Source organism: Arthrobacter ipis (assembly GCF_014694315.1).
GTDB classification, from domain to species: Bacteria; Actinomycetota; Actinomycetes; order Actinomycetales; family Micrococcaceae; genus Arthrobacter; species Arthrobacter ipis.
In genome coordinates, this window is sequence record NZ_JAAOXD010000004.1 from 623,882 (window position 1) to 645,444 (window position 21,563).

The 21,563-nt window shown below is 66.6% G+C and carries 20 protein-coding genes; 16 read left to right on the forward strand and 4 right to left on the reverse strand.

Annotated elements, in window-relative coordinates; genetic code table 11:
• Window positions 1-15: 15 nt before the first annotated feature.
• From G9E11_RS14795 to G9E11_RS14845, 11 genes are all read left to right on the forward strand, one after another.
• A complete protein-coding gene (locus G9E11_RS14795) occupies window positions 16-759 on the forward strand; it encodes a sulfite exporter TauE/SafE family protein (protein WP_190606949.1) in 744 nt (247 codons plus the stop codon).
• A gap of 56 nt (window positions 760-815) precedes the next feature.
• Complete coding sequence (dxr, locus tag G9E11_RS14800) at window positions 816-2,030, forward strand: 1-deoxy-D-xylulose-5-phosphate reductoisomerase (RefSeq protein ID WP_190606951.1); 1,215 nt, start codon at window positions 816-818, stop codon at window positions 2,028-2,030.
• A 19-nt stretch (window positions 2,031-2,049) separates the two neighbouring features.
• Complete coding sequence (locus G9E11_RS14805) at window positions 2,050-3,381, forward strand: M50 family metallopeptidase (protein ID WP_190606953.1); 1,332 nt, start codon at window positions 2,050-2,052, stop codon at window positions 3,379-3,381.
• Between the two features lie 90 nt (window positions 3,382-3,471).
• Entirely contained in the window at window positions 3,472-4,167 is a 696-nt protein-coding gene (locus tag G9E11_RS14810) for a MarR family transcriptional regulator (protein ID WP_190606956.1), read from the forward strand.
• Window positions 4,164-4,688: a hypothetical protein gene (locus G9E11_RS14815; RefSeq protein WP_190606958.1), complete on the forward strand. Its 525-nt coding sequence runs from the start codon at window positions 4,164-4,166 to the stop codon at window positions 4,686-4,688. Before G9E11_RS14810 ends, G9E11_RS14815 begins: the two co-directional genes overlap by 4 nt.
• Window positions 4,689-4,713: 25 nt before the next feature.
• On the forward strand, window positions 4,714-5,007 hold the full coding sequence (locus tag G9E11_RS14820) for a YciI family protein (protein ID WP_102970838.1): 294 nt from the start codon (window positions 4,714-4,716) through the stop codon (window positions 5,005-5,007).
• A 39-nt stretch (window positions 5,008-5,046) separates the two neighbouring features.
• On the forward strand, window positions 5,047-6,213 hold the full coding sequence (gene ispG / locus G9E11_RS14825) for a flavodoxin-dependent (E)-4-hydroxy-3-methylbut-2-enyl-diphosphate synthase (RefSeq protein WP_003805892.1): 1,167 nt from the start codon (window positions 5,047-5,049) through the stop codon (window positions 6,211-6,213).
• Window positions 6,176-7,063, forward strand: coding sequence for a GNAT family N-acetyltransferase (locus tag G9E11_RS14830; protein WP_190607116.1), 888 nt, complete (start codon window positions 6,176-6,178; stop codon window positions 7,061-7,063). Before ispG ends, G9E11_RS14830 begins: the two co-directional genes overlap by 38 nt.
• A gap of 291 nt (window positions 7,064-7,354) precedes the next feature.
• Complete coding sequence (locus tag G9E11_RS14835; RefSeq protein WP_190606960.1) at window positions 7,355-9,166, forward strand: proline--tRNA ligase; 1,812 nt, start codon at window positions 7,355-7,357, stop codon at window positions 9,164-9,166.
• Between the two features lie 15 nt (window positions 9,167-9,181).
• Window positions 9,182-9,976 carry a sulfite exporter TauE/SafE family protein gene (locus tag G9E11_RS14840; RefSeq protein ID WP_190606963.1) on the forward strand — a complete coding sequence of 265 codons (795 nt, stop codon included), beginning with the start codon at window positions 9,182-9,184 and terminating at the stop codon, window positions 9,974-9,976.
• Window positions 9,977-10,071: 95 nt separating this feature from the next.
• Window positions 10,072-11,532, forward strand: coding sequence for a pyridoxal phosphate-dependent decarboxylase family protein (locus G9E11_RS14845; protein WP_190606965.1), 1,461 nt, complete (start codon window positions 10,072-10,074; stop codon window positions 11,530-11,532).
• 37 nt (window positions 11,533-11,569) lie between these two features.
• On the opposite strand, the gene G9E11_RS14850 is transcribed toward G9E11_RS14845, so the two are convergent.
• From G9E11_RS14850 to G9E11_RS21545, 3 genes are all read right to left on the reverse strand, one after another.
• Entirely contained in the window at window positions 11,570-12,640 is a 1,071-nt protein-coding gene (locus G9E11_RS14850; protein WP_190606967.1) for an aminoglycoside phosphotransferase family protein, read from the reverse strand.
• Between the two features lie 201 nt (window positions 12,641-12,841).
• Window positions 12,842-13,585 carry a VIT1/CCC1 transporter family protein gene (locus tag G9E11_RS14855; RefSeq protein ID WP_190606969.1) on the reverse strand — a complete coding sequence of 248 codons (744 nt, stop codon included), beginning with the start codon at window positions 13,583-13,585 and terminating at the stop codon, window positions 12,842-12,844.
• A 62-nt stretch (window positions 13,586-13,647) separates the two neighbouring features.
• Entirely contained in the window at window positions 13,648-14,829 is a 1,182-nt protein-coding gene (locus G9E11_RS21545; protein WP_190606971.1) for a DUF4439 domain-containing protein, read from the reverse strand.
• Window positions 14,830-14,934: 105 nt separating this feature from the next.
• Here G9E11_RS21545 and rimP point away from each other — a divergent pair, with 105 nt between their 5' ends.
• From rimP to rbfA, 5 genes are all read left to right on the forward strand, one after another.
• Window positions 14,935-15,552, forward strand: a complete 618-nt coding sequence (rimP, locus tag G9E11_RS14865; RefSeq protein ID WP_190606973.1) for a ribosome maturation factor RimP — start codon at window positions 14,935-14,937, stop codon at window positions 15,550-15,552.
• Window positions 15,552-16,529 (forward strand): transcription termination factor NusA, encoded by a 978-nt coding sequence (gene nusA, locus G9E11_RS14870; protein WP_190606975.1) that lies wholly within the window; start codon window positions 15,552-15,554, stop codon window positions 16,527-16,529. The genes rimP and nusA overlap by 1 nt, the downstream gene beginning before the upstream one ends.
• 264 nt (window positions 16,530-16,793) lie before the next feature.
• On the forward strand, window positions 16,794-17,126 hold the full coding sequence (locus G9E11_RS14875) for a YlxR family protein (protein ID WP_307031735.1): 333 nt from the start codon (window positions 16,794-16,796) through the stop codon (window positions 17,124-17,126).
• A gap of 355 nt (window positions 17,127-17,481) precedes the next feature.
• Window positions 17,482-19,332 carry a translation initiation factor IF-2 gene (gene infB, locus G9E11_RS14880; RefSeq protein WP_246468942.1) on the forward strand — a complete coding sequence of 617 codons (1,851 nt, stop codon included), beginning with the start codon at window positions 17,482-17,484 and terminating at the stop codon, window positions 19,330-19,332.
• Window positions 19,333-19,571: 239 nt separating this feature from the next.
• Complete coding sequence (gene rbfA, locus G9E11_RS14885) at window positions 19,572-20,081, forward strand: 30S ribosome-binding factor RbfA (protein ID WP_190606976.1); 510 nt, start codon at window positions 19,572-19,574, stop codon at window positions 20,079-20,081.
• 124 nt (window positions 20,082-20,205) lie between these two features.
• On the opposite strand, the gene G9E11_RS14890 is transcribed toward rbfA, so the two are convergent.
• On the reverse strand, window positions 20,206-21,327 hold the full coding sequence (locus tag G9E11_RS14890) for a ScyD/ScyE family protein (protein WP_190606978.1): 1,122 nt from the start codon (window positions 21,325-21,327) through the stop codon (window positions 20,206-20,208).
• Window positions 21,328-21,563: the final 236 nt, after the last annotated feature.

The following is a 21,563-nucleotide window of genomic DNA, read 5'->3' on the forward strand; positions in this document are numbered from 1 at the left end:
CACTAGGATCGAACCATGTTTGCACTGGTGCTCCTCGCTGTCGTCGCGGGAGCACTGGCCCAACGGCTTGCCGGATTGGGCTTCGGCCTACTCGTCTCGCCGGTCCTGGTGGTGCTCCTGGGACCATTCGACGGCGTGATGATCATCAACCTTTGCGGCGCGGCCTCATCGCTGCTGATCCTTTCCAGGGTGTGGCGCCACGTCTCCTGGCGGCGCTACTTTGGTCTCGCCGCCTCGGCGCTGGCGGGTGTGGTGCCGGGCGCATGGCTTGCCAGCCATGTGCCCGAGGCGCCGTTGGAAATCTGTATCGGGGTGCTCCTGGTGCTGGGGCTTCTGGCGTCCCAACGGCTGGACCGCAGCTCCTGGCGCGCGGGCGGCCCGGTTCCGATGGTGACGCTGGGGGTCTCGAGCGGACTGATGAACGCCGCGGCGGGCGTCGGGGGCCCGGCAATCACCGCCTACGCCATCGTCACCCGCTGGGAGCAAAAAAGCTTCGGTGCAACCCTGCAGCCCTACTTCGCCACTACCGGGCTGTCCTCGCTGCTGTCCAAATACCTGTTTTCCGGGGGCCATCTGCCGGCACTTCAGGGCTGGCAGTGGCTGGGGATCTTTGGGTCCATGCTTTTGGGAATCGTGGCCGGCGACCTGCTGTCCGGCCGGGTGCCGCCAGGCTCCGTCCGCAGGATCGTGGTGCTGATCGCCTATGCGGGAGCCATTTCCACCGTGTCCAAGGGAATGCTGGAATTGACCCTGGGCTGACCCCTGCCGACTATGCGCCGCGCCGGCCGGCCACCGCGGTGCGGGATACTTAAGCCATGCAGACTTCCGGCTCCAGCCGTCCCGACAGCCAGCCGCGCACCATCGTCATCCTCGGATCCACCGGTTCCATCGGCACCCAGGCGATTGACGTCGTCGACGGCGCCCGCCACCTTTTTGAGGTTGTGGCGCTGAGCGCCGGGGGCGGCAACCTCGAACTCCTCGCCCGGCAGGCCGTGCACACCCGGGCCGGCGCCGTCGGCATCGCCGAAGGTGATCCCCGGCGCCTCCGGGACCTGATCAACGACGCCGCCCGGGCGGCCGGGCTGGGGCAGTACCGGCCCGAGATCATCGCCGGCCCCGACGCCTCCACCCGGATCGCTGCCGTGAAGGCGGACGTGGTGCTCAACGGCATCACGGGCTCGATCGGACTGGCGCCCACGCTCGCTGCGCTGGAATCCGGCGCCACCCTGGCCCTCGCCAACAAGGAATCTCTGATCGTTGGCGGCTCGCTGGTCAAGGCCGCCGCCGCGGAGGGACAGATCGTGCCGGTTGACTCCGAGCACTCCGCCATCGCCCAGTGCCTGCGCTCGGGGACCGCCGCGGAGGTGGACAGGCTCATCCTGACCGCCTCCGGCGGACCCTTCCGCGGCCGGACCCGCGAACAGCTCGTCGCCGTCACACCGGAGGAGGCGCTGGCCCACCCCACCTGGGACATGGGCCTGATGGTCACCACCAACTCAGCCAGCCTGGTGAACAAGGGCCTTGAAGTCATCGAGGCGCACCTGCTGTTCGACATCCCCCTGGACCGGATCGACGTGGTGGTCCATCCGCAGTCCGTGATCCACTCCATGGTGCAGTTCGTGGACGGGTCCACCATCGCCCAGGCATCGCCACCGGACATGCGCCTGCCGATTGCCCTTGGCCTGGGCTGGCCGGACCGGGTGCCCAACGCGGCCACGCCCTGCGACTGGACCCGGGCCACCAGCTGGACGTTCGAGCCGCTGGACTCCTCCGCATTCCCCGCCGTCCGGCTGGCCAAGGACGCGGCAAGGCAGGGAAGCACCTACCCCGCTGTATTCAACGCCGCCAATGAGGAAGCCGTCACGGCTTTCCACGCGGGCAGGATCCGGTTCACGGACATCGTGGACACCATCGAGGCCGTCCTCGGTGAACATTCGGGTTCTTCCCGGCTAACGGTCGGATCCGTGCTCGATGCTGAGAACTGGGCACGTGCGCGCACCCACGAACGTTTAGCAGTGAGCAGTCTCTAGGAAGCAGCAGATCTGAAGCATGAGTCCCGTTATCCTCTTTATCCTTGGTGTCGTCTTTGTGGCGGTCGGCATCGCGGTATCCATTGCGCTGCATGAGGTGGGCCACCTGGTACCCGCCAAGCTGTTCAAGGTGCGCGTCACCAAGTACATGATCGGCTTCGGCCCCACCCTCTGGTCGACCAAAAAGGGCGAAACCGAGTACGGCTTCAAGGCGCTGCCGCTGGGCGGCTATGTCTCGATGATCGGCATGTACCCGCCCAACAAGGAGGACGGCTCGGTGCGTCCGTCCAGCACCGGCATGTTCCAGACGCTGGCCAGTGAGGCCCGCTCCATGGCCCATGAAGATGTGGGGCCCGGGGACGAGAACCGCGTGTTCTACCGGCTCCCGGTCTGGAAGAAGATCATCATCATGCTGGGCGGCCCGGCAATGAACCTGCTGATCGGCCTCGTGCTCACGGCCGTGCTGCTCATGGGGTTCGGCATCTCCGAGCCCACCACCACCATCGCCGACGTCTCCAAGTGCCAGGTCAAGGCGGGGGAAACAGTCGATCCGAACTCCGCCGACTGCAAGCCGACTCCGGCCGCTGCGGCCCAGCTCAAGCCAAACGACGTCATCACGGCCTTCGACGGAAAAACCGTGACCAGCTGGGACCAGCTCACGGGCTGGATCCGCGCTTCCGCGGGCAAGGAAGTGTCCATCACCGTGGAGCGCGACGGCTCGCCGGTGACCAGCACCGTCACCCCTGTTCTGTCGGCACGCCCGGTCGTCGGTCCGGACGGGCGCCAGGCGAAGGACGACGCCGGGACCCTTCTGTACCAGGACGTCGGCTTCCTGGGCATTGGTGCGCAGACCGCCCTGGTTCCCCAGCCGGCGTCGTCCGTCCTGCCCATGGCGGGGGAGAACATCAAACAGGTTGCGGGGGTGGTCCTCAATCTGCCGGCCCGGGTGGCCGGTGTGGCCAAGGCGGCGTTCAGCGAAGAACCCCGGGACCCCAATGGCCCCATCAGTGTGGTGGGCGTGGGCCGCGTGGCGGGCGAGGTGGCGGCCATGGAAGAAGTCCCTGCCCAGGCGCGGCTGGCCGCCTTGGTGGGACTCCTCGCCGGGCTGAACTTTGCCCTGGCCGTCTTCAACCTGATCCCGCTGCTGCCGCTCGACGGCGGCCACGTGGCCGGCGCACTCTACGAGGCAGTGCGGCGGCGGGCGGCAAAGCTGCTCGGCAGACCCGACCCCGGCGCCTTTGACATCGCGAAACTGCTGCCGGTGACCTACGTGGTGGCGGCGCTGCTCATGGGGATGGGTGCGCTGCTGATCTATGCGGACATCGTGAAGCCGGTGAATCTCTTCGGCTAAGTTCCCTCACGATCAGCCTTGATTGGCTGATTACCGAAAATCAGCTCTAAATGATTGATTTGCGAATATAAGCCGGATACGGTTTTACCCATGTACGTTCTGACCATCGACCAGCGTGGCAGCACCGGCGACGTGGATCGCGTGCCCGAGCTCCTCGAAGACATCGGCAGCCATTCTGGTGTCCGCTTTGAACGCTCCGTCGGCGACGAAGTGCAGGGCGTCCTGCAGGACCCTGCCCTGGTGGTGGACGTGGCCCTGCACGCCCTGCGAAGCGGGCACTGGTACGTCGGGATCGGCGTCGGCCCGGGATCCCTGCCGCCGGACGCGAGCCCGCGCGAAGGGTCCGGCCCCGCCTTTGTCGCTGCCCGCCGGGCGGTGGAACGTGCCAAGTCAGCAGCGAGCCATGTCCCCGCCGCCGTGGTCGCGGGGAGCCGGGAGCACGAGGCCGCCGTGGCGTGCGCCAACGCGGAAGCGGTGCTGCGGTTGGTCGGCGGCCTGGTGCAGGCACGGACCGAGGCCCAGTGGCGCGTGGTGGACGCCCTCCGTGCGAAGAGCGGTGCAGCAACCGAACAGGGCCCCGGACGCCACGGACACCAGAAACAGGTGGCGCGGGAACTGGGAATCACCGAACAGTCGGTGAGCCGGGCCGTCCTCCGGTCGGGCTGGCAGGAAGAATGGGCCGCGAGGCCGGCGGTGGAAATGCTGCTGGCAACCGCCCACCGCCTCATCCTGGAGAACGCCATCCCCGGGACTCAAGACGGCGACGACAACCGAGGAGAAGCGTGAACGCAGTCTGGATCGCAGCCGCCCTGCTGACAGCCGGATTCGTGGGCTGGCCTGTCACGGCCCTGGTTTTCCGGCTGGCCCGCACCATCGACGACAAAGCCGACGCCGCCGCCAATGCCGGCAGGGACGGCGCCGACGACCCCTCCGCGGACGTGACGGTGGACAGGCCGGCCGTAGGGGACAGGCCGGCCGTAGGGGACAGGGTGAATTCAGTGAACGGCGACATCACCGTGGACGCTGGTGGTGCGGCCGCGCCGGAGCCCGGAGGCGAGGCATCGGCCAAACGGATCCTCCGGGGCGGGGCCATCATCGGAGTGCTCGAGCGGCTGGCAGTCTGCCTCGCCATCCTGGCCGGGCAGCCCGTGGCAATCGCCTACGTGGTGGCCATCAAAGGCCTGGGCCGGTTCGCGGAACTCAAGGAAACGCCGGTGGCCGCGGAGCGGTTCATCATCGGCACCCTGGCCTCCATGCTGTGGGCTGCGGGAGTTGCCGCCTTCACGAAGGTCGTGCTCCTCGGCTAGCCCGGCCGCGGGATAGGGTATCTCTATGACTGTTTTTGCTGTTGAGTACGTATACGACGCCGAGTCCTCCGAAACGCGAGCGGCCACCCGCCCCGCCCACCGCGAATGGACCGCAGGACTCGCGCAGGACGGCAGGCTTCTGGCCAGCGGACCCTACGGCGACGGCGCAGGCGCCCTGCTCATTTTCAAGGCGGCCGACGAAGCCGCACTCAACGAGATCCTCCGGCAGGATCCCTTCGCGGCCGCGGGCGTCATTTCCGGCACGCGAACCACCGAATGGGCACCCGTGACCGGTCTCTTGGCTGAGCACGCAGCCTAGCCGCCCCGCACCACCGATTTTCGAATTCAAGGAGTCCACGTGACCTCGGTCAGCCTGGGAATGCCATCAGCACCGCCGCCCGTCCTTGCCCCGCGACGCAAGACGCGCCAGATCAAGGTGGGCTCCGTCGGGGTCGGTTCCGATTTCCCCATCAGCGTGCAGTCGATGACCACCACGCCCACCACGGACATCAACGCCACGCTGCAGCAGATTGCCGAGCTGACAGCCTCCGGCTGCGACATCGTCCGCGTGGCGTGCCCGTCCGCCGATGACGCGGAGGCGCTTCCGATCATCGCCCGGAAATCGCAGATCCCGGTCATCGCCGACATCCACTTCCAGCCGAAGTACGTCTTCGCGGCCATCGAGGCCGGCTGTGCTGCCGTGCGCGTGAACCCGGGCAACATCCGCAAGTTCGACGACCAGGTCAAGGAGATCGCCAAGGCGGCCAAGGATCACGGCACGTCCATCCGCATCGGCGTGAATGCAGGATCGCTGGAACCGGGCATCCTGAAGAAGTACGGCAAGGCCACTCCGGAGGCTTTGGTCGAATCCGCAGTCTGGGAAGCCTCGCTCTTCGAGGAGCACGGCTTCCACGACTTCAAGATCTCCGTGAAGCACAATGACCCGGTGGTCATGGTGGCGGCCTACGAGATGCTCGCCGAAAAGGGCGACTGGCCGCTGCACCTGGGCGTCACTGAGGCCGGTCCCGCGTTCCAGGGAACCATCAAGTCGGCCACAGCCTTTGGCGCCCTCCTCTCGCGTGGCATCGGCGACACCATCCGCGTGTCCCTGTCTGCCCCTCCCGTTGAGGAGATCAAGGTGGGCAACCAGATCCTGCAGTCGCTGAACCTGCGCCCCCGCAAGCTGGAAATCGTCTCGTGCCCGTCCTGCGGGCGCGCGCAGGTTGACGTCTACACCCTCGCCGAGCAGGTCACCGCCGGCCTCGAGGGGATGGAGATCCCGCTGCGCGTCGCCGTCATGGGCTGCGTCGTCAACGGCCCGGGCGAAGCTCGGGAAGCTGACCTCGGCGTCGCCTCCGGCAACGGCAAGGGCCAGATATTTGTGAAGGGCGAGGTCATCAAGACTGTCCCCGAGAGCCAGATTGTTGAGACACTGATCGAAGAGGCCATGCGTATCGCGGAAGAGATGGGGGAGGCCGATGGCGAAGATGCTGTCAAGGGTAGCCCCGTGGTTAGCGTCTCATAAGGACGGCGCCGCGCCGGACGGTGCCACCGTCCGGGTGCTGGGTGTTGCGGACACCCGTCGACTGCGCGAACTGGCAGAAATCGATCCCGTCGCCAACGTATTCATCCTGGCGCACCTGGAGTCGACAGACTCTGCCGCGCCCACCCCGGGCGGAGCCAACGTCTTGGGCGTTTTCGACGACGACGTGCTGGTTGGCGCCTGCTGGGCAGGCGCCAACCTGGTCCCCGTCCAACTGGATCCCGAGCTGGCCGGACCGGTGGCGGCTGCGGCCCACCGCTCCGGTCGCCGGTTCGCGTCGATCTTCGGACCGGCGGGAACGGTCCTTGCGCTGCACAGTCGGCTGGAGGAGCTGGGCCACGTGGCCCACGAGGTACGGCCCGATCAGCCGCTCATGACCATTTCCGGCCCTCCGGCCGTTGAGCCGAACTGGGAGCTGGGGTACGGGCAGTACGCAGATTTTGACGCCATCCTCCCTGCCTGTGCAGCGATGTTCGAGGAAGAGGTTGGCTACTCGCCCTACCTCGGCGGCCGCGACTTCTACAGCCGCCGGGTGGCAGGCCTGATCCGGCAGGGACACTCCCTGGTCCACCTGAAGGACGGCGAAGTCGTGTTCAAGGCCGAGCTGGGTGCTGTCACCGCCGAGGTCACCCAGGTGCAGGGCGTATGGATGAACCCCAGCCACCGGGGACTCGGGCTGAGCGCCGGCTACATGGCGGCCGTGGTGCTGCTGGCCCAGAAAATGGCGCCCGTCACCAGCCTGTATGTCAACGACTACAACTCCCGGGCGAGGGCCACCTACGAACGCGTGGGTTTCCGGCAGGTGGGGACCTTCGCTACAGTTCTCTTCTAGCCGGCGGCCAAAGCCGCACCGGCCGCACTGGATTTGAAATCGGTGACGGCTATCACATAGGTTCGTTCTTACCGGGTTTTCGGACCCGGGTGGTCTCTCGAGAATTAGCGGCATGACCGGCCGCGGAGCCACGCCGCCACAGGGATGACCAGCCGTAAACGGCCAGGGGCTTCTCCTGCGGGGCGTGGCTTTCCTGTTCAGCTCCCACAGGGCCCGCAACCTGTGCTGCTGCCCAGCCGGTACATTAGTACCCAGACAATCAGCACTTCCCCCAGAAACGGACACCTACCCGTGGTTCTTCGACTCTCCAAGCTTTTCCTGCGCACCCTGCGTGAAGACCCCGCTGACGCCGAGGTGGCCAGCCACCGGCTGCTCGTGCGCGCGGGATACATCCGCCGCGCGGCTCCGGGCATCTACACCTGGCTGCCGCTGGGACTGAGCGTGCTGCGCAAGGTGGAGCAGATCATCCGGGAAGAGATGGCCGCCATCGGCGCCCAGGAAGTTCACTTCCCCGCACTGCTCCCCAAGGAGCCCTACGAGGCGACCAACCGCTGGACCGAATACGGCGAAGGGCTGTTCCGGCTGAAGGACCGCAAAGGCGGGGACTACCTGCTGGCCCCCACGCACGAGGAGATGTTCACCCTGCTGGTCAAGGACCTTTACTCCTCGTACAAGGACCTGCCGCTGAGCATCTACCAGATCCAGAACAAGTACCGCGACGAGGCACGTCCGCGCGCCGGCCTTCTCCGCGGCCGTGAGTTCATCATGAAGGACTCCTACTCGTTCGACGTCGACGACGCCGGGCTGGACGCCAGCTACGCAGCCCACCGGGCAGCGTACCTGAAGATCTTCGAGCGGCTCGGCCTTGAAGTCATTCCCGTCACGGCCACCGCAGGTGCCATGGGCGGGTCCAGGAGCGAGGAATTCCTGCACCCCACGGACATCGGCGAGGACACCTTCGTACGCTCGGCCGGCGGCTACACGGCCAACGTCGAAGCCGTCACCACGGTGGTTCCCGCGGACATCGACTTCACCAACGCCCCGGCCGCTGAGATCCGCGATACCCCGAATACACCCACGATCGACACGCTCGTGGCTGCCTCCAACGAGCTCGTGCCGCGCAGCGAGGCCGACGGCGGTCCCTGGACTGCCGCTGACACGCTCAAGAACGTGGTACTCGCCGTCACCCTGCCCACCGGGGAGCGCCAGATCGTGGTGCTCGGTGTCCCCGGCGACCGGGGTGTCGACCTCAAGCGCGTCGAGGCCAACATCGGTGCCTACCTTCCGGTCGCCGGCGAAATCGCAGTGGAAGCCGCCGGCGAGGAGGACCTGGCCCGCAACCCGCTCATCGTGCGCGGTTACCTCGGCCCGGGCATGTCGCTGGGCGCGCCGCTCCTTGGCCTCGAAGGCGCCGCCAAGCTCCTGTACCTGGTTGATCCGCGCGTCGTCAGCGGCACGGCCTGGGTGACCGGTGCCAACATGGCGGGCAAGCACGTCTTCGGGCTCGTGGCGGGACGGGACTTCACATGGGATGGCGTCATCGAGTGCACGGAAGTGCGCGCCGGTGACGAGGCCCCGGACGGCTCCGGACCGCTCGAAACGGCCCGCGGCATCGAGATGGGACACATCTTCGCGCTGGGCCGCAAGTACGCCGAAGCGCTCGAACTGAAGGTCCTGGACCAGAACGGCAAGCAGGTGGTGGTCACCATGGGGTCCTACGGCGTGGGCGTCACCCGGGCCGTCGCCGCACTGGCGGAATCCAACCACGACGCCAAGGGCCTCGTCTGGCCCCGCTCCGTGGCTCCGGCCGACGTGCATGTCGTGGCCGTCGGGCGCGGCGAGGAGATCTTCGCCGCCGCCGAGCAGCTCGCCCTTGAGCTTGAGGGCGCCGGCCTGGAAGTCATCTACGATGACCGGCCGAAGGTTTCCCCGGGCGTGAAGTTCGGCGATGCCGAGCTTGTGGGCGTGCCCACCATCCTTGCCGTCGGCCGCGGACTGGTGGACGGCGTCGTCGAAATCAAGGACCGCCGGAGCGGCGAGGCTGAAAACGTGGCCGTGGACAAGGCAGTTGACTACGTGGTCAACGCCGTCCGCAGCAACTGACCGCGCGCCCTCCCGGTGGTTTCGGGGTTTGAGTCGATCCAGCTCGCCACTATCGTCCTGATAGTGGTGGCTGGCTTCTCCGCGGGCTGGGTGGACGCCGTCGTGGGCGGCGGCGGCCTGCTGCAGCTGCCGGCGCTGTTGCTCGTGCCGGGGATCACCCCGGTGCAGGCACTGGCCACCAACAAGATGGGCTCCATCTTCGGCACCAGCACCAGCGCCGTGACCTACTACGGCCGCGTCCGGCCTGATCTGCGGACGGCCGTGCCGATGGCCGCGATCGCGCTGGCGGGCAGCTTCGGCGGTGCGCTGCTGGCCACCCGGCTGCCAGCGGAGGTATTCAAGCCGATCATCGTGGTGGCTCTGGTGGCCGTCGCGCTGTTCACGGCACTTAGGCCCGACGCCGGGCACCTCACCGAACTCCGGCACGGCGGCCGCACACACTACGTGGTGGCCTGCGCCATCGGCGCCGTGATCGGGTTCTACGACGGTCTGATCGGCCCCGGAACCGGATCCTTCCTGGTGATCGCGCTGGTTTCGGCGATGGGGTACGCCTTCCTGGAGGCCAGCGCCAAGGCGAAAATCGTCAACATGGCAACGAACGCCGGGGCACTCATATTTTTCCTCCCGCATGGCTCCCTGCTTTGGGGAGTCGGCCTGCTGCTGGGCGCGGCGAACATGGCCGGGGGCTACCTCGGCGCCCGCACCGCCGTAAAGCAGGGGAGCAAGTTTGTCCGTGTGGTGTTCCTCGTGGTGGTTTTCGCCCTGATCGTCAAGCTCGCCTTCGACGTGTGGCAGGAGAACTTCGCCTGAGCTGGGTTCCCGGCTGGGCTGGCTTTCAGGCTGAGCCGGGCTTCCGGGGCAGCTGCGTTCTCGCGGGTGGTACCGGGACGGCGTAGCATGCCTCTATGTCAGCCGGTGCGGAACCGTACAGGGATGCCTTGGCTGCAGCCGTCCGGCATGCGACGCGGTGGCTGGAAAGCCAGCCCAGCCGTCGGGTAGGTCCGCAGCAGGCAGCCCGGGAACTCGTCGCGGCGTTCGACGGGGCGCTGCCACAGTCCGGCATGGCCCCGGCCGACGTCGTGGACTACCTGGCCAGCCACGCCGAACCGGGCCTCATGGCCATGCCATCCGGACGCTTTTTCGGCTGGGTCATCGGCGGTACCCTCCCGGCCGCCATGGCGGCCGACTGGCTGGTCAGTTCCTGGGACCAGAACTCGGGGCTCCGCTACGCCACGCCAGCCATCGCCGCCATTGAAGACGCCGCGGGCCACTGGCTGCTGCAGCTGCTGGGCATGCCGGAGGAATCCGACGTCGGCTTCGTCACCGGAACCACCATGGCCAATTTCACCGGGCTGGCGGCCGCAAGGTGGCGCCTTCTCAAGGACGCCGGCTGGGACCTGGAACGTGACGGGCTCTTCGGCGCTCCGCGGATCCACTGCCTTGTGGGGGAGGAACGGCACGAGACGGTAGACCTCGCGCTGCGCTACCTGGGAATGGGCAGCCCCACCGTGGTTCCGGCCGACAGCCAGGGTCGCATCGACGCCGCGGAGCTGGACTGTGCCCTGGACCGGATCGCGCTGGAGCATGCAGCAGCGGACAGTTCAGGCGCCCAGTCTGGTGGATCCCAGGGTTCGGGGCCGGCCCCGGTGCTGGTGTGCCTGCAGGCCGGAAACCTCCACTCGGGAGGCTTCGACCCCTTCACCGCAGCCATCGCGGTGTCCAAGGCACACGGCGCCTGGGTGCACGTGGACGGGGCCTTCGGACTCTGGGCGGCGGCCGTCCCGGAACTCGCAGGGCTGACCGCTGGGGTGGAACGGGCCGACTCCTGGGCCACGGACGCCCACAAGAGCCTCAACGTCCCGTACGACTGCGGCGTCGTGGTTGTCCGGGATGCGCAGGCGTTGCGCAGCGCCATGGGGCTGCACGCCAGCTACCTCCTCCAGGACGCCGACGGCTCGGGTGACCCCAGCCAGCGCGTTCCGGAGCTTTCCCGCAGGGCCAGGGGAGTGCCCGTGTGGGCAGCGCTGAAGTCCCTGGGCAGGGACGGTGTGGCTGGACAGATCCGCCGCCTTGCCACGTCCGCTGCCCAGCTCGGGGAACTGCTCACGGCCATTGACGGGGTGGAAGTCCTGAACGACGTCGGCTACACCCAAATCTCCGTGGCCTTCGGCGACGACGCCACAACCCGGCGTGTGGCGGAGCGGCTCATCGCCGACGGAAAGGTGTGGATGTCCGGTTCCCGTTGGCACGGCAGGGACGTGGTGCGAATATCTGTCAGCAACTGGACCACCGACGCCGATGACGTCACCACCGCGGTGGAGGCGGTGCGGACAGCCGTCGAAGCCGTCCGGTCGGGCGGGACCTGACGGCCCTGTGGTCGCTGGGGTCTGTGCTCCCGGGGCCCTACGACGGCGATGTATTCATGGCATCCTCGCCGGGTTCGGGCAAATCGTGGGCAGCCGGAAGCCCGTCCAGCGTCCGGCCGGCGAGTGTGCTGGCCACCCACAGGGACCGGGCCATGTCACCGCCGTGGCCCGGCCTCGAGGCGTAGTGCAGTGCATTGTCCACCTCCCGGGCAAGGCTCCACTGCCGGGCCACTTCCGGGTCCAGCCCCGCCGCGAGGCTGAAGTCATGGCACCGTGCCAGCAGGCCGGCGGCGGGATCCGATGCCGGCAAGTCCGGGATTCGGTTCCAGAGCACGGGAGCCATGGCGAATTCCGCCTCGCCCACCATCGGCTGGGGATCGATGGCCGCAAAGCCCTCGGCAACGGTATTCCCGACCGAATGGTTCCCTGCCGCATTGTTCGCCGGGGAGTCAGGCCTGGCCAGAATGTTGAGGTAGTGGAAGTCCGTGTTGACCAGGACGTCCTCCGAGGAGCGGCGGCCAACGGCGCCTCTGGTCTGGCAAACCTCGAGTGCCGCCTCCAGCAGCCACCGGGGAAACGGACGGCCCAGCTGTTCCCAGTCGGCGGGCAGGTCGTCGCTCCACTGTTCCGCACGGGCGGCCACGTGCACGAATTCCTGCCACTGCGGCCGGGCGTCGGGCACGAGGCTCAGCTCCCGCATCAGCCCGCCCCACACCTCAAGGGCGGTGTCCATCGGCGCTGTCCGGAGCGACCTGCCCGCATCCAGTCGCTCGAGGAGCATTGAACACGTTCCGGCGTCGGAGGCCAGCAGCTTCACCGCGCCGTGGCCGTTCCACAGTGCCAGCGCATGGCGTTCCACCAGGGCTTCGTCATGCGGAAAGGCCACCTTCAATGCTGCTGGCGATCCCGCTGCGCGGACCGGAACCACAACTGCGCCGTGTCCGCTCCACGGAAAACCTCCCGGTTCCAGGTCCAGCTCAAGCTGCCACTGGTCGATCCGGCCGCGGATCATGTCCGGAAGGGACGCCAGCCAGGCCCTGCCGGCGCTGCTGCGGGAGTAGCGGCGCGTCAGGTCCAGTGGGATGGGAACGTCTGATGGCCGGTGCACAGCTCCAGCGTAGTGGAGCTGGCCTTGCGGATTGGGGACGCCGGAGGGCTCCTGCCTTGACGAATCTGCCCACGCCCTGCACGGAGGTTCCGCAGTCATTCCTCACTTTTGGCTTGGAGTTTTTGTCCAGATAATGGCCGCTGGAGGCCTTGAAGTCGCGACAAATGGACAAAAACTCCCAGCCGATGGCTTGGGTGGCACCTACACGATGCCGCTGGCGCCCAGCAGGTTTCCGATAGTGAACGTCGCGGCCAGGGCAACGCCGCCACCCACCACCACGCGTGCCCCCGCCCGGGTCTTCGAACCGCCCCCAATCCACGCGCCCACGGCTCCCGTTACGGCCAGGGCCAGCAGGACAGCTCCGAAAGTCACCGCAACCCGAATATTTTCGGGAGGGAGCAGGATGGCCAGCATCGGCAGGATGGCACCCAGCGTGAAGGCGATGGCGGACGCAAAGGCGGCATGCCAGGGGCTAACGATGTCCTGTTCGTCGATATTGAGCTCTGCGGACAGGTGTGCGGCCAGGGCGTCGTGCTCTGTCAGTTCCCGCGCCACATTCCGGGCTGTTTCCTCGCTAAGGCCCTTGCTCCGGTAGATCGCGGTGAGCTCCAGCAGTTCCTCTTCCGGTTCCTCGGCAAGTTCGCGCCGTTCCTTCTCGATCAGCGCTTTTTGGCTGTCGCTCTGGCTGCTGACGGAGACGTACTCACCCAGGGCCATGGATACAGCACCGCCCACGAGCCCGGCAGCACCGGCCGCGAGGATGGGGCCGTTGTCGCTGGTGGCACCGGCTACGCCCACCACAATCGCAGCGACTGACACAATCCCGTCGTTGGCTCCGAGGACACCGGCACGCAGCCAGTTCAGGCGGTGCACGAGGTCGTTGCCATGGGGCTCATTGGCGTGCAACCCCTCAGGGGGCAACGCAGATCTGTCCGCTGAATCCATGGCTCCAGCAAACCACTTTGAAGCAGCAGGCTGCCAGTGGCTGTCACCCGGGCGGCCCGCGCTCACTGTGCGGCGGGTGTTGCCGCTGCGCCGCCGTCGGTCTGTCGCGGTGAGGTCTCAGCCGGTTCCGGAAGCTCCGGCAGGAGCGCGGTGTCCAGCACAATGCCGGGGACGGGGCCGGGATCGGACCCCCAGCGCATGGTCCGCTGGGCAGCCGCGACCAGCGAGGTGACGGCCCACCGCCGGGTCTCACCCTCGCTCAGCGCCACAAGGTCGCCGTAGACCGGGAGCGTGCCGGCTTCAAGGCTGGCCAGTCCCGCAGCCGGCTTCTGCAGGAACGAGGTGCCCAGGGTGTAGCCCGGTTCACGGGGAGGAACTGACACGCAATGAGCGCGGGTGTAGGCCTCGGCCTGGCCAACGAGGGTTTCATGCGTGGACAGCAGGGCCCTCGCCTGGTCCGCGGCCGGCGCGGCCAGGCGCGTCAGAGCTACCTGATAGCCGTACACCGTCTCAACTTCTGTCCGGACCACCCGGTTCAGAGCGGCGGCGAGCGTGGCGCTGTCAGACGGGTCCGCTGTTTTGGTCGACTCATTACTGTTGTTTGGCGGGGCGTCACCGCCCGTCGCGGCGCTGTTGCCTGATTGGGCGCTGTTGCTTGAGGGGCTGGTGACGGAGCACGCCGTGGCCGCGTTTCGCTGCGTTGTCACCGGCGCCGAGACGGCAGGCGGCGGCGTCCCGGCAACCTGTGCCAGCGTCGTCGCCTGAAGCAACTGGGCGGTTCCTACCGCGGCGAGCAGGCGGGCCATCCCGCCGTCGGCCTTCTCGGCATGGGCGAGGAGTTCCTTGCCGCTCGTGGACAATGCAGCGACCAGCGCCGGCAGCGTGGCCGGGCGCGGCAGTGCTGTCCCCGATGATGCTGCGCCGGGCGCTGAAGTGGCGGTGGCGCCGCCCGGAAGAAGGAGCGCCCGTGCCTGGGTAGTCAGCAAAGTCACAGTGTGCGAAAACAGCTGCCGCCGCGCGCCGGACGACCCCTCCGCGAGCTGCTGGCTGGCAGCCCTCAGATCCAGGGTTTGAGCGAGGGCGGCGGCGCGAGCCTGCTCGGAGAATGGAGGAGCTGCCGGTGCAGGGGATTCCCGCGGAATAAGCGCAAAACCGAGGCTCAGCACCAGGAATGCGGCGAGTGCCAGCAGGCCATACCGGAGATAGCTGGCCGGCGTTCTTTTTCGCCCGCTGTCGTCATTCACAACAGACCATGTTGTCACGGCCGCGGGGAAGTCCGTGCACCAAGCCGCCCGGAAAATCGCTAGGCTAGTACACACAACATCATCTAACGGGAGGCGGCCGGCATCGTGAGCAATGCAGAAGCCACGACTTCATCAGACCGGACCGACGCGGGAAAGGCTGAACCCGCGGCTGTCCACAATCCCGAGGCTGAGCGCCTCCGGGCGCTGCTGGAGCCCGCAGTCCAGTCGCACCGGCTTTACCTCGAGGATGTTGCCATCCACATCGCAGGTTCCAACCGCGTGGTCCACGTCGTGGTGGATCTGCCGCAGGAAGAAACGGGCGGGGTGAGCCTTGACGTCATCGCTGACATCTCCAAGGAACTCTCCGACATCCTGGACAGCGACCCCAGCACGGACAGCCGTCCGTACGACCTTGAGGTTTCATCGCCCGGCGTGGGGCGGCCGCTGACCGAGCCCCGGCACTGGCACCGCGCCCGCGGCCGCATGGTCGCAGTCAACGTGATCCAGGGCGAGAACGTTACGGGCAGGATCAGCTCTGTTGACGACGCCGGCGTGACCCTCGTCCCCGAAATCGCCGTGAAAAAGGGCATGAAGCCCAGGCAGGGCGACCCCGTAAAGCTTCCTTTCGACAAGATCCGCAGCGGAAAAGTCGAAATTGAGTTCAGCCGCCTCGACGAGGCCGGTCTGGAAACTGAGCACAATGGACCTTCTGAGGAGGCCTGATGGATATTGACATGAGCGCGCTGAGACTCCTGGAGCGTGAGCGCGAAATCCCGCTGGATCTCCTCATCCCCACGATCGAGCAGGCACTGCTCGTCGCCTACCACAAGTCGCCGGGCGCCTTCGAGAAGGCCCGCGCGGAGCTGGACCGCAAGAGTGGCCACGTGACCATCTGGGCCACCGAAATCGACGACGACGGCGCACCCATCGGCGAGTTCGAGCACACGCCGGCCGGATTCGGCCGCATCGCCGCCAGCACCGCCCGGCAGATCATCCTGCAGCGTCTGCGCGACGTTGAGGACGACAACGTCCTGGGTGAATTCAAGGGCCGCGAGGGTGAACTCGTTGCCGGGCTGATCCAGCAGGGCAACAACCCCCACATGATCCAGGTCAACCTCGGCTCTGTGGAAGCCCTGCTTCCGCCGCCCGAGCAGGTGCCGGGCGAGAAGTACATCCACGGCAACCGGCTGCGCGCGTACGTCATCGACGTGCACCGCGGCACCAAGGGTCCGTCCATCACCCTGTCGCGTTCGCACCCAGGCCTGGTTCGGAAGCTTTTCGAACTGGAGGTCCCCGAGATCGCCGACCGCTCGGTGGAGATCGTCGCCCTGGCCCGCGAAGCCGGGCACCGCACCAAGATCGCGGTCAAGGCAAACACACAGGGCATCAACGCCAAGGGTGCCTGCATCGGCGAAATGGGCTCGCGTGTGCGGGCGGTCATGACCGAACTGAACGACGAAAAGATCGACATCGTTGACTTCAGCGAGGATCCGGCCACCTTTATCGCCAGCGCACTGTCGCCGTCACGTGTGAATTCAGTCACCATCACCGACGAGGCCACCCGCTCGGCCCGCGTCGTGGTGCCGGACTACCAGCTCTCCCTTGCCATCGGCAAGGAGGGCCAGAACGCCCGCCTCGCCGCCAAGCTGACGGGGTGGCGCATCGATATCGTCTCCGACGCCGCCGCTCCCCGCGCTTAGCGCTGCGCCGGGCGGGGGTCAGACTGTCCGGCAGAGGCCCTGACCTCGACCGATCTGCCCGCCCCCGCGGCGGGCAGTTTCGGTTTCCGGTTTCGGGTATGGGGCCCGTGAGGGGCTAGAATAGAACTTGGCCGCGCCTAGCGGCCGGCATCAGCGTGTTCGTGCGCCCGGGTTCCTGCCGCAAGCAGGACCTGCCGAAAGGCAGTGGCGGGTGGCCGGGCAGGCAGATAGGTACAGGCAGGAAGATACTCGGCAGTGGCACACGTGCAACAACTCGGGAATCAGCCGCAGCGTACCTGCATTGGATGCCGGAAAAAGGGGCCGCGGTCAGAGTTGCTCCGGCTCGTCTCCGACACCGGCGGTTCGTCCGCCGTCGTGGTGGATGAACGACGCCGGATGGCTGGCCGGGGTGCATGGCTGCACCCCAGCGAAGCGTGCCTGGCCCTGGCGGTCAAGCGGCGAGCTTTCGGTAGGGCCCTCAACGGGTCAACCGGAACCGCCGCCGTCGAACGCCGGATAACGGCAGGAGCGCACGCTGCGGATGTCCCGGCGTCTGCAGTACCAACCGTCCAACCTGAAAGCGGGTCAGAAATCTGATGGAAACCCGATGAGTTCCCAGCGATGAGCGCGTAACGATGACAACTTTGTTGCGCTCTGCAATGGGCCTTTCAGCTGTAACCGCAGCGGGGGCCCGCAGTAAGAAGTAGACGGTTCGTGCCTGGCTCGGTGCGGACCGAGACAGGAGAAAGGCGGCCGCGGTCCCGGCGGTCCCGGCCGTCCCGGTGCTCCCGGAACCGGCGGTCCCGGTGGCGGCGGCGGTGCTCCGGCCGGCGGTGGCTTCGGCAAGGGTGGCCGCGGTCGCGGTGGCACCCAGGGTGCGTTCGGTAAGGGCGGCGCTGGCCGTGGCAAGCAGCGCAAGTCGAAGCGCGCAAAGCGCCAGGAACTTGAGCAGATGAGTGCACCGTCGCTGGGTGGCGTGAGCGTACCCCGCGGCGACGGCAACACCGTTATCCGGCTTCGCCGCGGCTCGTCCATCACGGACTTCGCTGACAAGATCGAGGCGAACCCCGCCGCGCTGGTTACCGTGCTCTTCCACCTCGGTGAAATGGCAACGGCAACCCAGTCGCTGGACGAGGACACTTTTGCTCTCCTCGGCGAGGAACTCGGCTACAAGCTGCAGGTCGTTTCGCCGGAGGACGAGGAGCGCGAGCTGCTCTCCACCTTCGACATCGACTTCGAAGCTGAGCTCGAAGCCGAAGGCGATGAAGACCTCGAGGCTCGTCCTCCGGTAGTCACCGTCATGGGTCACGTTGACCACGGTAAGACCCGCTTGCTGGACGCCATCCGTAACTCTGACGTCGTTGCCGGCGAACACGGTGGCATCACCCAGCACATCGGTGCCTACCAGATCAGCCACGAGCACGAGGGTGCGGTGCGCGACATCACCTTCATCGATACCCCGGGCCACGAGGCGTTCACCGCCATGCGTGCCCGTGGTGCGAAGGTCACGGACATCGCCATCCTGGTTGTGGCAGCGGACGACGGCGTAATGCCGCAGACCGTTGAAGCCCTCAACCACGCCCAGGCGGCCAACGTGCCGATCGTCGTGGCCGTGAACAAGATCGACAAGGAAGGCGCGAACCCGGACAAGGTCAAGGGCCAGCTCACTGAGTACGGTCTGGTTCCCGAAGAATACGGTGGCGACACCATGTTCGTTGAGGTCTCTGCCCGCCAGAACCTGAACATCAACGAACTGATCGACGCTGTGCTCCTGACCGCCGACGCCGCGCTGGACCTCCGGGCCAACCCGGACAAGGCCGCCCGAGGCATCGCCATCGAAGCAAACCTGGACAAGGGCCGCGGTTCCGTGGCCACCGTCCTGGTGCAGTCCGGTACCCTGGCCGTCGGCGACACGATCGTGGCCGGCACGGCCCACGGCCGCGTCCGCGCCATGTTCGACGAGGACGGCGAGGCACTCGACGTCGCACTTCCGTCCCGTCCGGTCCAGGTCCTCGGCCTGTCCAACGTGCCGCGTGCCGGTGACACCTTCCTGGTGACCTCCGACGAGCGCACGGCCCGCCAGATCGCCGAAAAGCGTGAAGCTGCCGACCGCAACGCCCAGCTCGCCAAGCGCCGCAAGCGCATCAGCCTGGAAGACTTCGACCAGGCCGTCGCCGAAGGCAAGATCGACACCCTCAACCTCATCCTCAAGGGTGACGTGTCCGGTGCCGTCGAAGCCCTCGAGGACGCGCTGCTCAAGATCGACGTCGGCGAAGGCGTGCAGCTCCGCGTCATCCACCGCGGTGTGGGTGCGATCACGCAGAACGACGTCAACCTGGCAACGGTCGACAGCGCCGTCATCATCGGCTTCAACGTCAAGCCCGCCGAGCGGGTTGCCGAACTGGCAGACCGCGAAGGCGTGGACATGCGCTTCTACTCCGTCATCTACGCAGCAATCGATGACATCGAGCTGGCCCTCAAGGGCATGCTCAAGCCGGAGTACGAAGAGGTCCAGCTGGGCACCGCCGAGGTCCGCGAAGTGTTCCGTTCCTCCAAGTTCGGCAACATCGCAGGCTCTATCGTTCGCTCGGGCACTATCCGACGCAACTCGAAGGCCCGCATCACCCGCGGCGGCAAGCTCATCGGCGACAACCTCACGGTGGAGACGCTCAAGCGCTTCAAGGACGACGCCACCGAGGTCCGCACGGACTTCGAGTGTGGTATCGGACTTGGCTCGTACAACGACATCACCGAAGGCGACATCATCGAGACCTTCGAGATGCGCGAGAAGCCGCGCGTCTAAGTCTCTTGCTTCACTTGCGGGGCCGTTGGAATTTTTCCGGCGGCCCCGCCCCTTCGCTGGGTGGCCAACGTCTTACGACGTCGGCCGCCCAGCTTCGGCAGGCCCGATGCCACTCCCAGGCCGCCGGAAAAAATCCAACGGGTGAGTCGTAGACTCGCCTTAGGCGCGTGGCAGATAACTGAACAGTGCGACGCAGCCTATCCGGCCGCCGTCGTGCCCTGAAATTTCTAGGAGTAAAAATGGCTGATCCGGCACGCGCTGCCAAGATGGCGCAGCGGATTAAGGTTGTTGTTGCTGAGGCTTTGGGCCGGAAGGTGAAGGATCCTCGGCTTGAGGGTATTACTGTCACCGATGCCCGTGTGACCAATGACCTGCAGCATGCCACCGTCTACTACACCGTGTTTGGCGACCAGGCCTTGCAGGCTGATGCTGCCAAGGGGCTGGAGAAGGCCAAGGGCGTGCTCCGGCAGGAAGTGGGCCGGAACATCACCGCGCGGCTGACTCCGACGCTTGAGTTCGTCGCCGACCAGATCCCCGTCAACGCGTCCAACCTCGAAGAACTGCTCCGCACCGCGAAGCAGCGCGATGCCGAGGTGGCTGAACTGGCCAGAAACGCCAAGCCCGCTGGCGAGGCTGACCCATACAAGAGTGACGTCCAACCGGACGTGGATATCGACGAAGACGACTTCGACGAAGAGGACCTCGACCTGGCGGATGATCACGCCATCGATGAGGACCGGAACCGCTAGCGTTCCCGGTTCTGCACCGCAGAGCCCATGCCAACATGCACTGAAAGGGTGCGGCCGGATCTAATCAATCCGGCCGCACCCTTTCTTTGTTGCTGCCGCTAATCTTTGGTACTGCCCTGATTTGCTAGTCGTCGAGTGGGGCCTTCACGACACGGCCGTCCGGTGCCGCGTTCGGTGCCGGCAGCGAGTTGACCGTCGCGTAGATGGTCTCGCCCCTGATGTCGACGTCGGCCGTGAGCGCGCCCGGAAGCACTACTGTCTGCTTGCTTGAATGTGCGGACAGCCTCAGCACACCCTTGCCGAAGAGGGACGCGACGTACACGTTCCCGTCGTCGTCCATGTCCAGGCCCGTGGGCGACATCACGTCATCGGCGAACAGCTTGACGCGGCCATTGTGGGGGTTGACCTTGTATACCGCTCCGCGGGCACCCAGTGCCGGGTCCTCCGGTCCGCCGGGCAGCACGGATACATACAGCCAGCCGTCCGGTCCGCGCTCGACGTCGGTAGGCACGGGCTCGAACCGGTAGGTATGGCCTGAGACGCAACCCGGGAGCTTCAGTGCCGCAGTTTCTTTTGCGGTGAATTTGTGCGGTCGGGGCGGCAGCACGGCTACGGTTTCAGCCTTGCCTGACTTCACGTCGACCGACACGATGCTATTGGCCCCGGCGTCGGCGACGTAGATGGTGTTCCCGTAAACCTTGATTCCATAGGGATGCGAATCGATGTGTCCCTTGTAGGAGACCTCCACATCCTTCGGTAGCTTGGCAGCGCAGGCAGCGGGAAGGTCCTTGAAGCCGTAGCTCGTGCGGCCGTCCGCATTGTGTTTCACCTCAAGGGCAGCGAGGTCGCCGAAGGTGCGGTGCTTGCCGTCGGCGCCGATGCTTCTGATGTGTCCCGCCAGCGGCCTCGGATCCATCGGGCCGGCGCCCTGGCTCTCGGCCAGGTAGATGGTGCGGCCGCCCCGATCGGTGCCGGCTACGTCCCAGGCTGCGTTCCGGTAAACCATCGACTTGCTGCCGTCCCGGGCAACTTTCGTCAGCTTCCCCGCGAATTCCTCACTAACCAGAACGGAACCGTCCGGTCCGTCGCTGAGGTGGAGCGGGCTCAGCAGGCCTTTGGCGAGCACGGTCGGTGCGGGCTGGCTTTCTGCTGCCTTGCCTGCCGGGGCTGCGTGGCCCGCCGGGGACGCCGACAAGAGGAATGAGGCAGCCGCGACAGCCGCCAAGAGTGCTCGTGGCTTTTCCATACCGTCTCCAATGTCAATGCTGCGCATCCAGAACACTGAGACCGATATCTGGTCCGAAAATCGGGTCCCCCGACGCGCGTATTCTAAGTCCGGCCTTCGCGGCATGTCGATGGGGCGGTGCTGACTTTGGAATGTCGCGTCGGACTGTGGACGGGGCAAATAATGTCAGACCCCCTCATCAAACTGGATCCATGGAAGCCATTGGGGGATTCACCGCAGACCAGGCCGGACGGCCG

Bases quoted from the DNA above. Each gene is read 5' to 3' on its own strand.
- G9E11_RS14795 (WP_190606949.1), top strand. From the start codon at position 16: ATGTTTGCACTGGTGCTCCTCGCTGTCGTCGCGGGAGCACTGGCCCAA.
- dxr (WP_190606951.1), top strand. From the start codon at position 816: ATGCAGACTTCCGGCTCCAGCCGTCCCGACAGCCAGCCGCGCACCATC.
- G9E11_RS14805 (WP_190606953.1), top strand. From the start codon at position 2,050: ATGAGTCCCGTTATCCTCTTTATCCTTGGTGTCGTCTTTGTGGCGGTC.
- G9E11_RS14810 (WP_190606956.1), top strand. From the start codon at position 3,472: ATGTACGTTCTGACCATCGACCAGCGTGGCAGCACCGGCGACGTGGAT.
- G9E11_RS14820 (WP_102970838.1), top strand. From the start codon at position 4,714: ATGACTGTTTTTGCTGTTGAGTACGTATACGACGCCGAGTCCTCCGAA.
- G9E11_RS14830 (WP_190607116.1), top strand. From the start codon at position 6,176: ATGCTGTCAAGGGTAGCCCCGTGGTTAGCGTCTCATAAGGACGGCGCC.
- G9E11_RS14845 (WP_190606965.1), top strand. From the start codon at position 10,072: ATGTCAGCCGGTGCGGAACCGTACAGGGATGCCTTGGCTGCAGCCGTC.
- G9E11_RS14855 (WP_190606969.1), bottom strand. From the start codon at position 13,585: ATGGATTCAGCGGACAGATCTGCGTTGCCCCCTGAGGGGTTGCACGCC.
- nusA (WP_190606975.1), top strand. From the start codon at position 15,552: ATGGATATTGACATGAGCGCGCTGAGACTCCTGGAGCGTGAGCGCGAA.
- infB (WP_246468942.1), top strand. From the start codon at position 17,482: ATGAGTGCACCGTCGCTGGGTGGCGTGAGCGTACCCCGCGGCGACGGC.
- rbfA (WP_190606976.1), top strand. From the start codon at position 19,572: ATGGCTGATCCGGCACGCGCTGCCAAGATGGCGCAGCGGATTAAGGTT.
- G9E11_RS14890 (WP_190606978.1), bottom strand. From the start codon at position 21,327: ATGGAAAAGCCACGAGCACTCTTGGCGGCTGTCGCGGCTGCCTCATTC.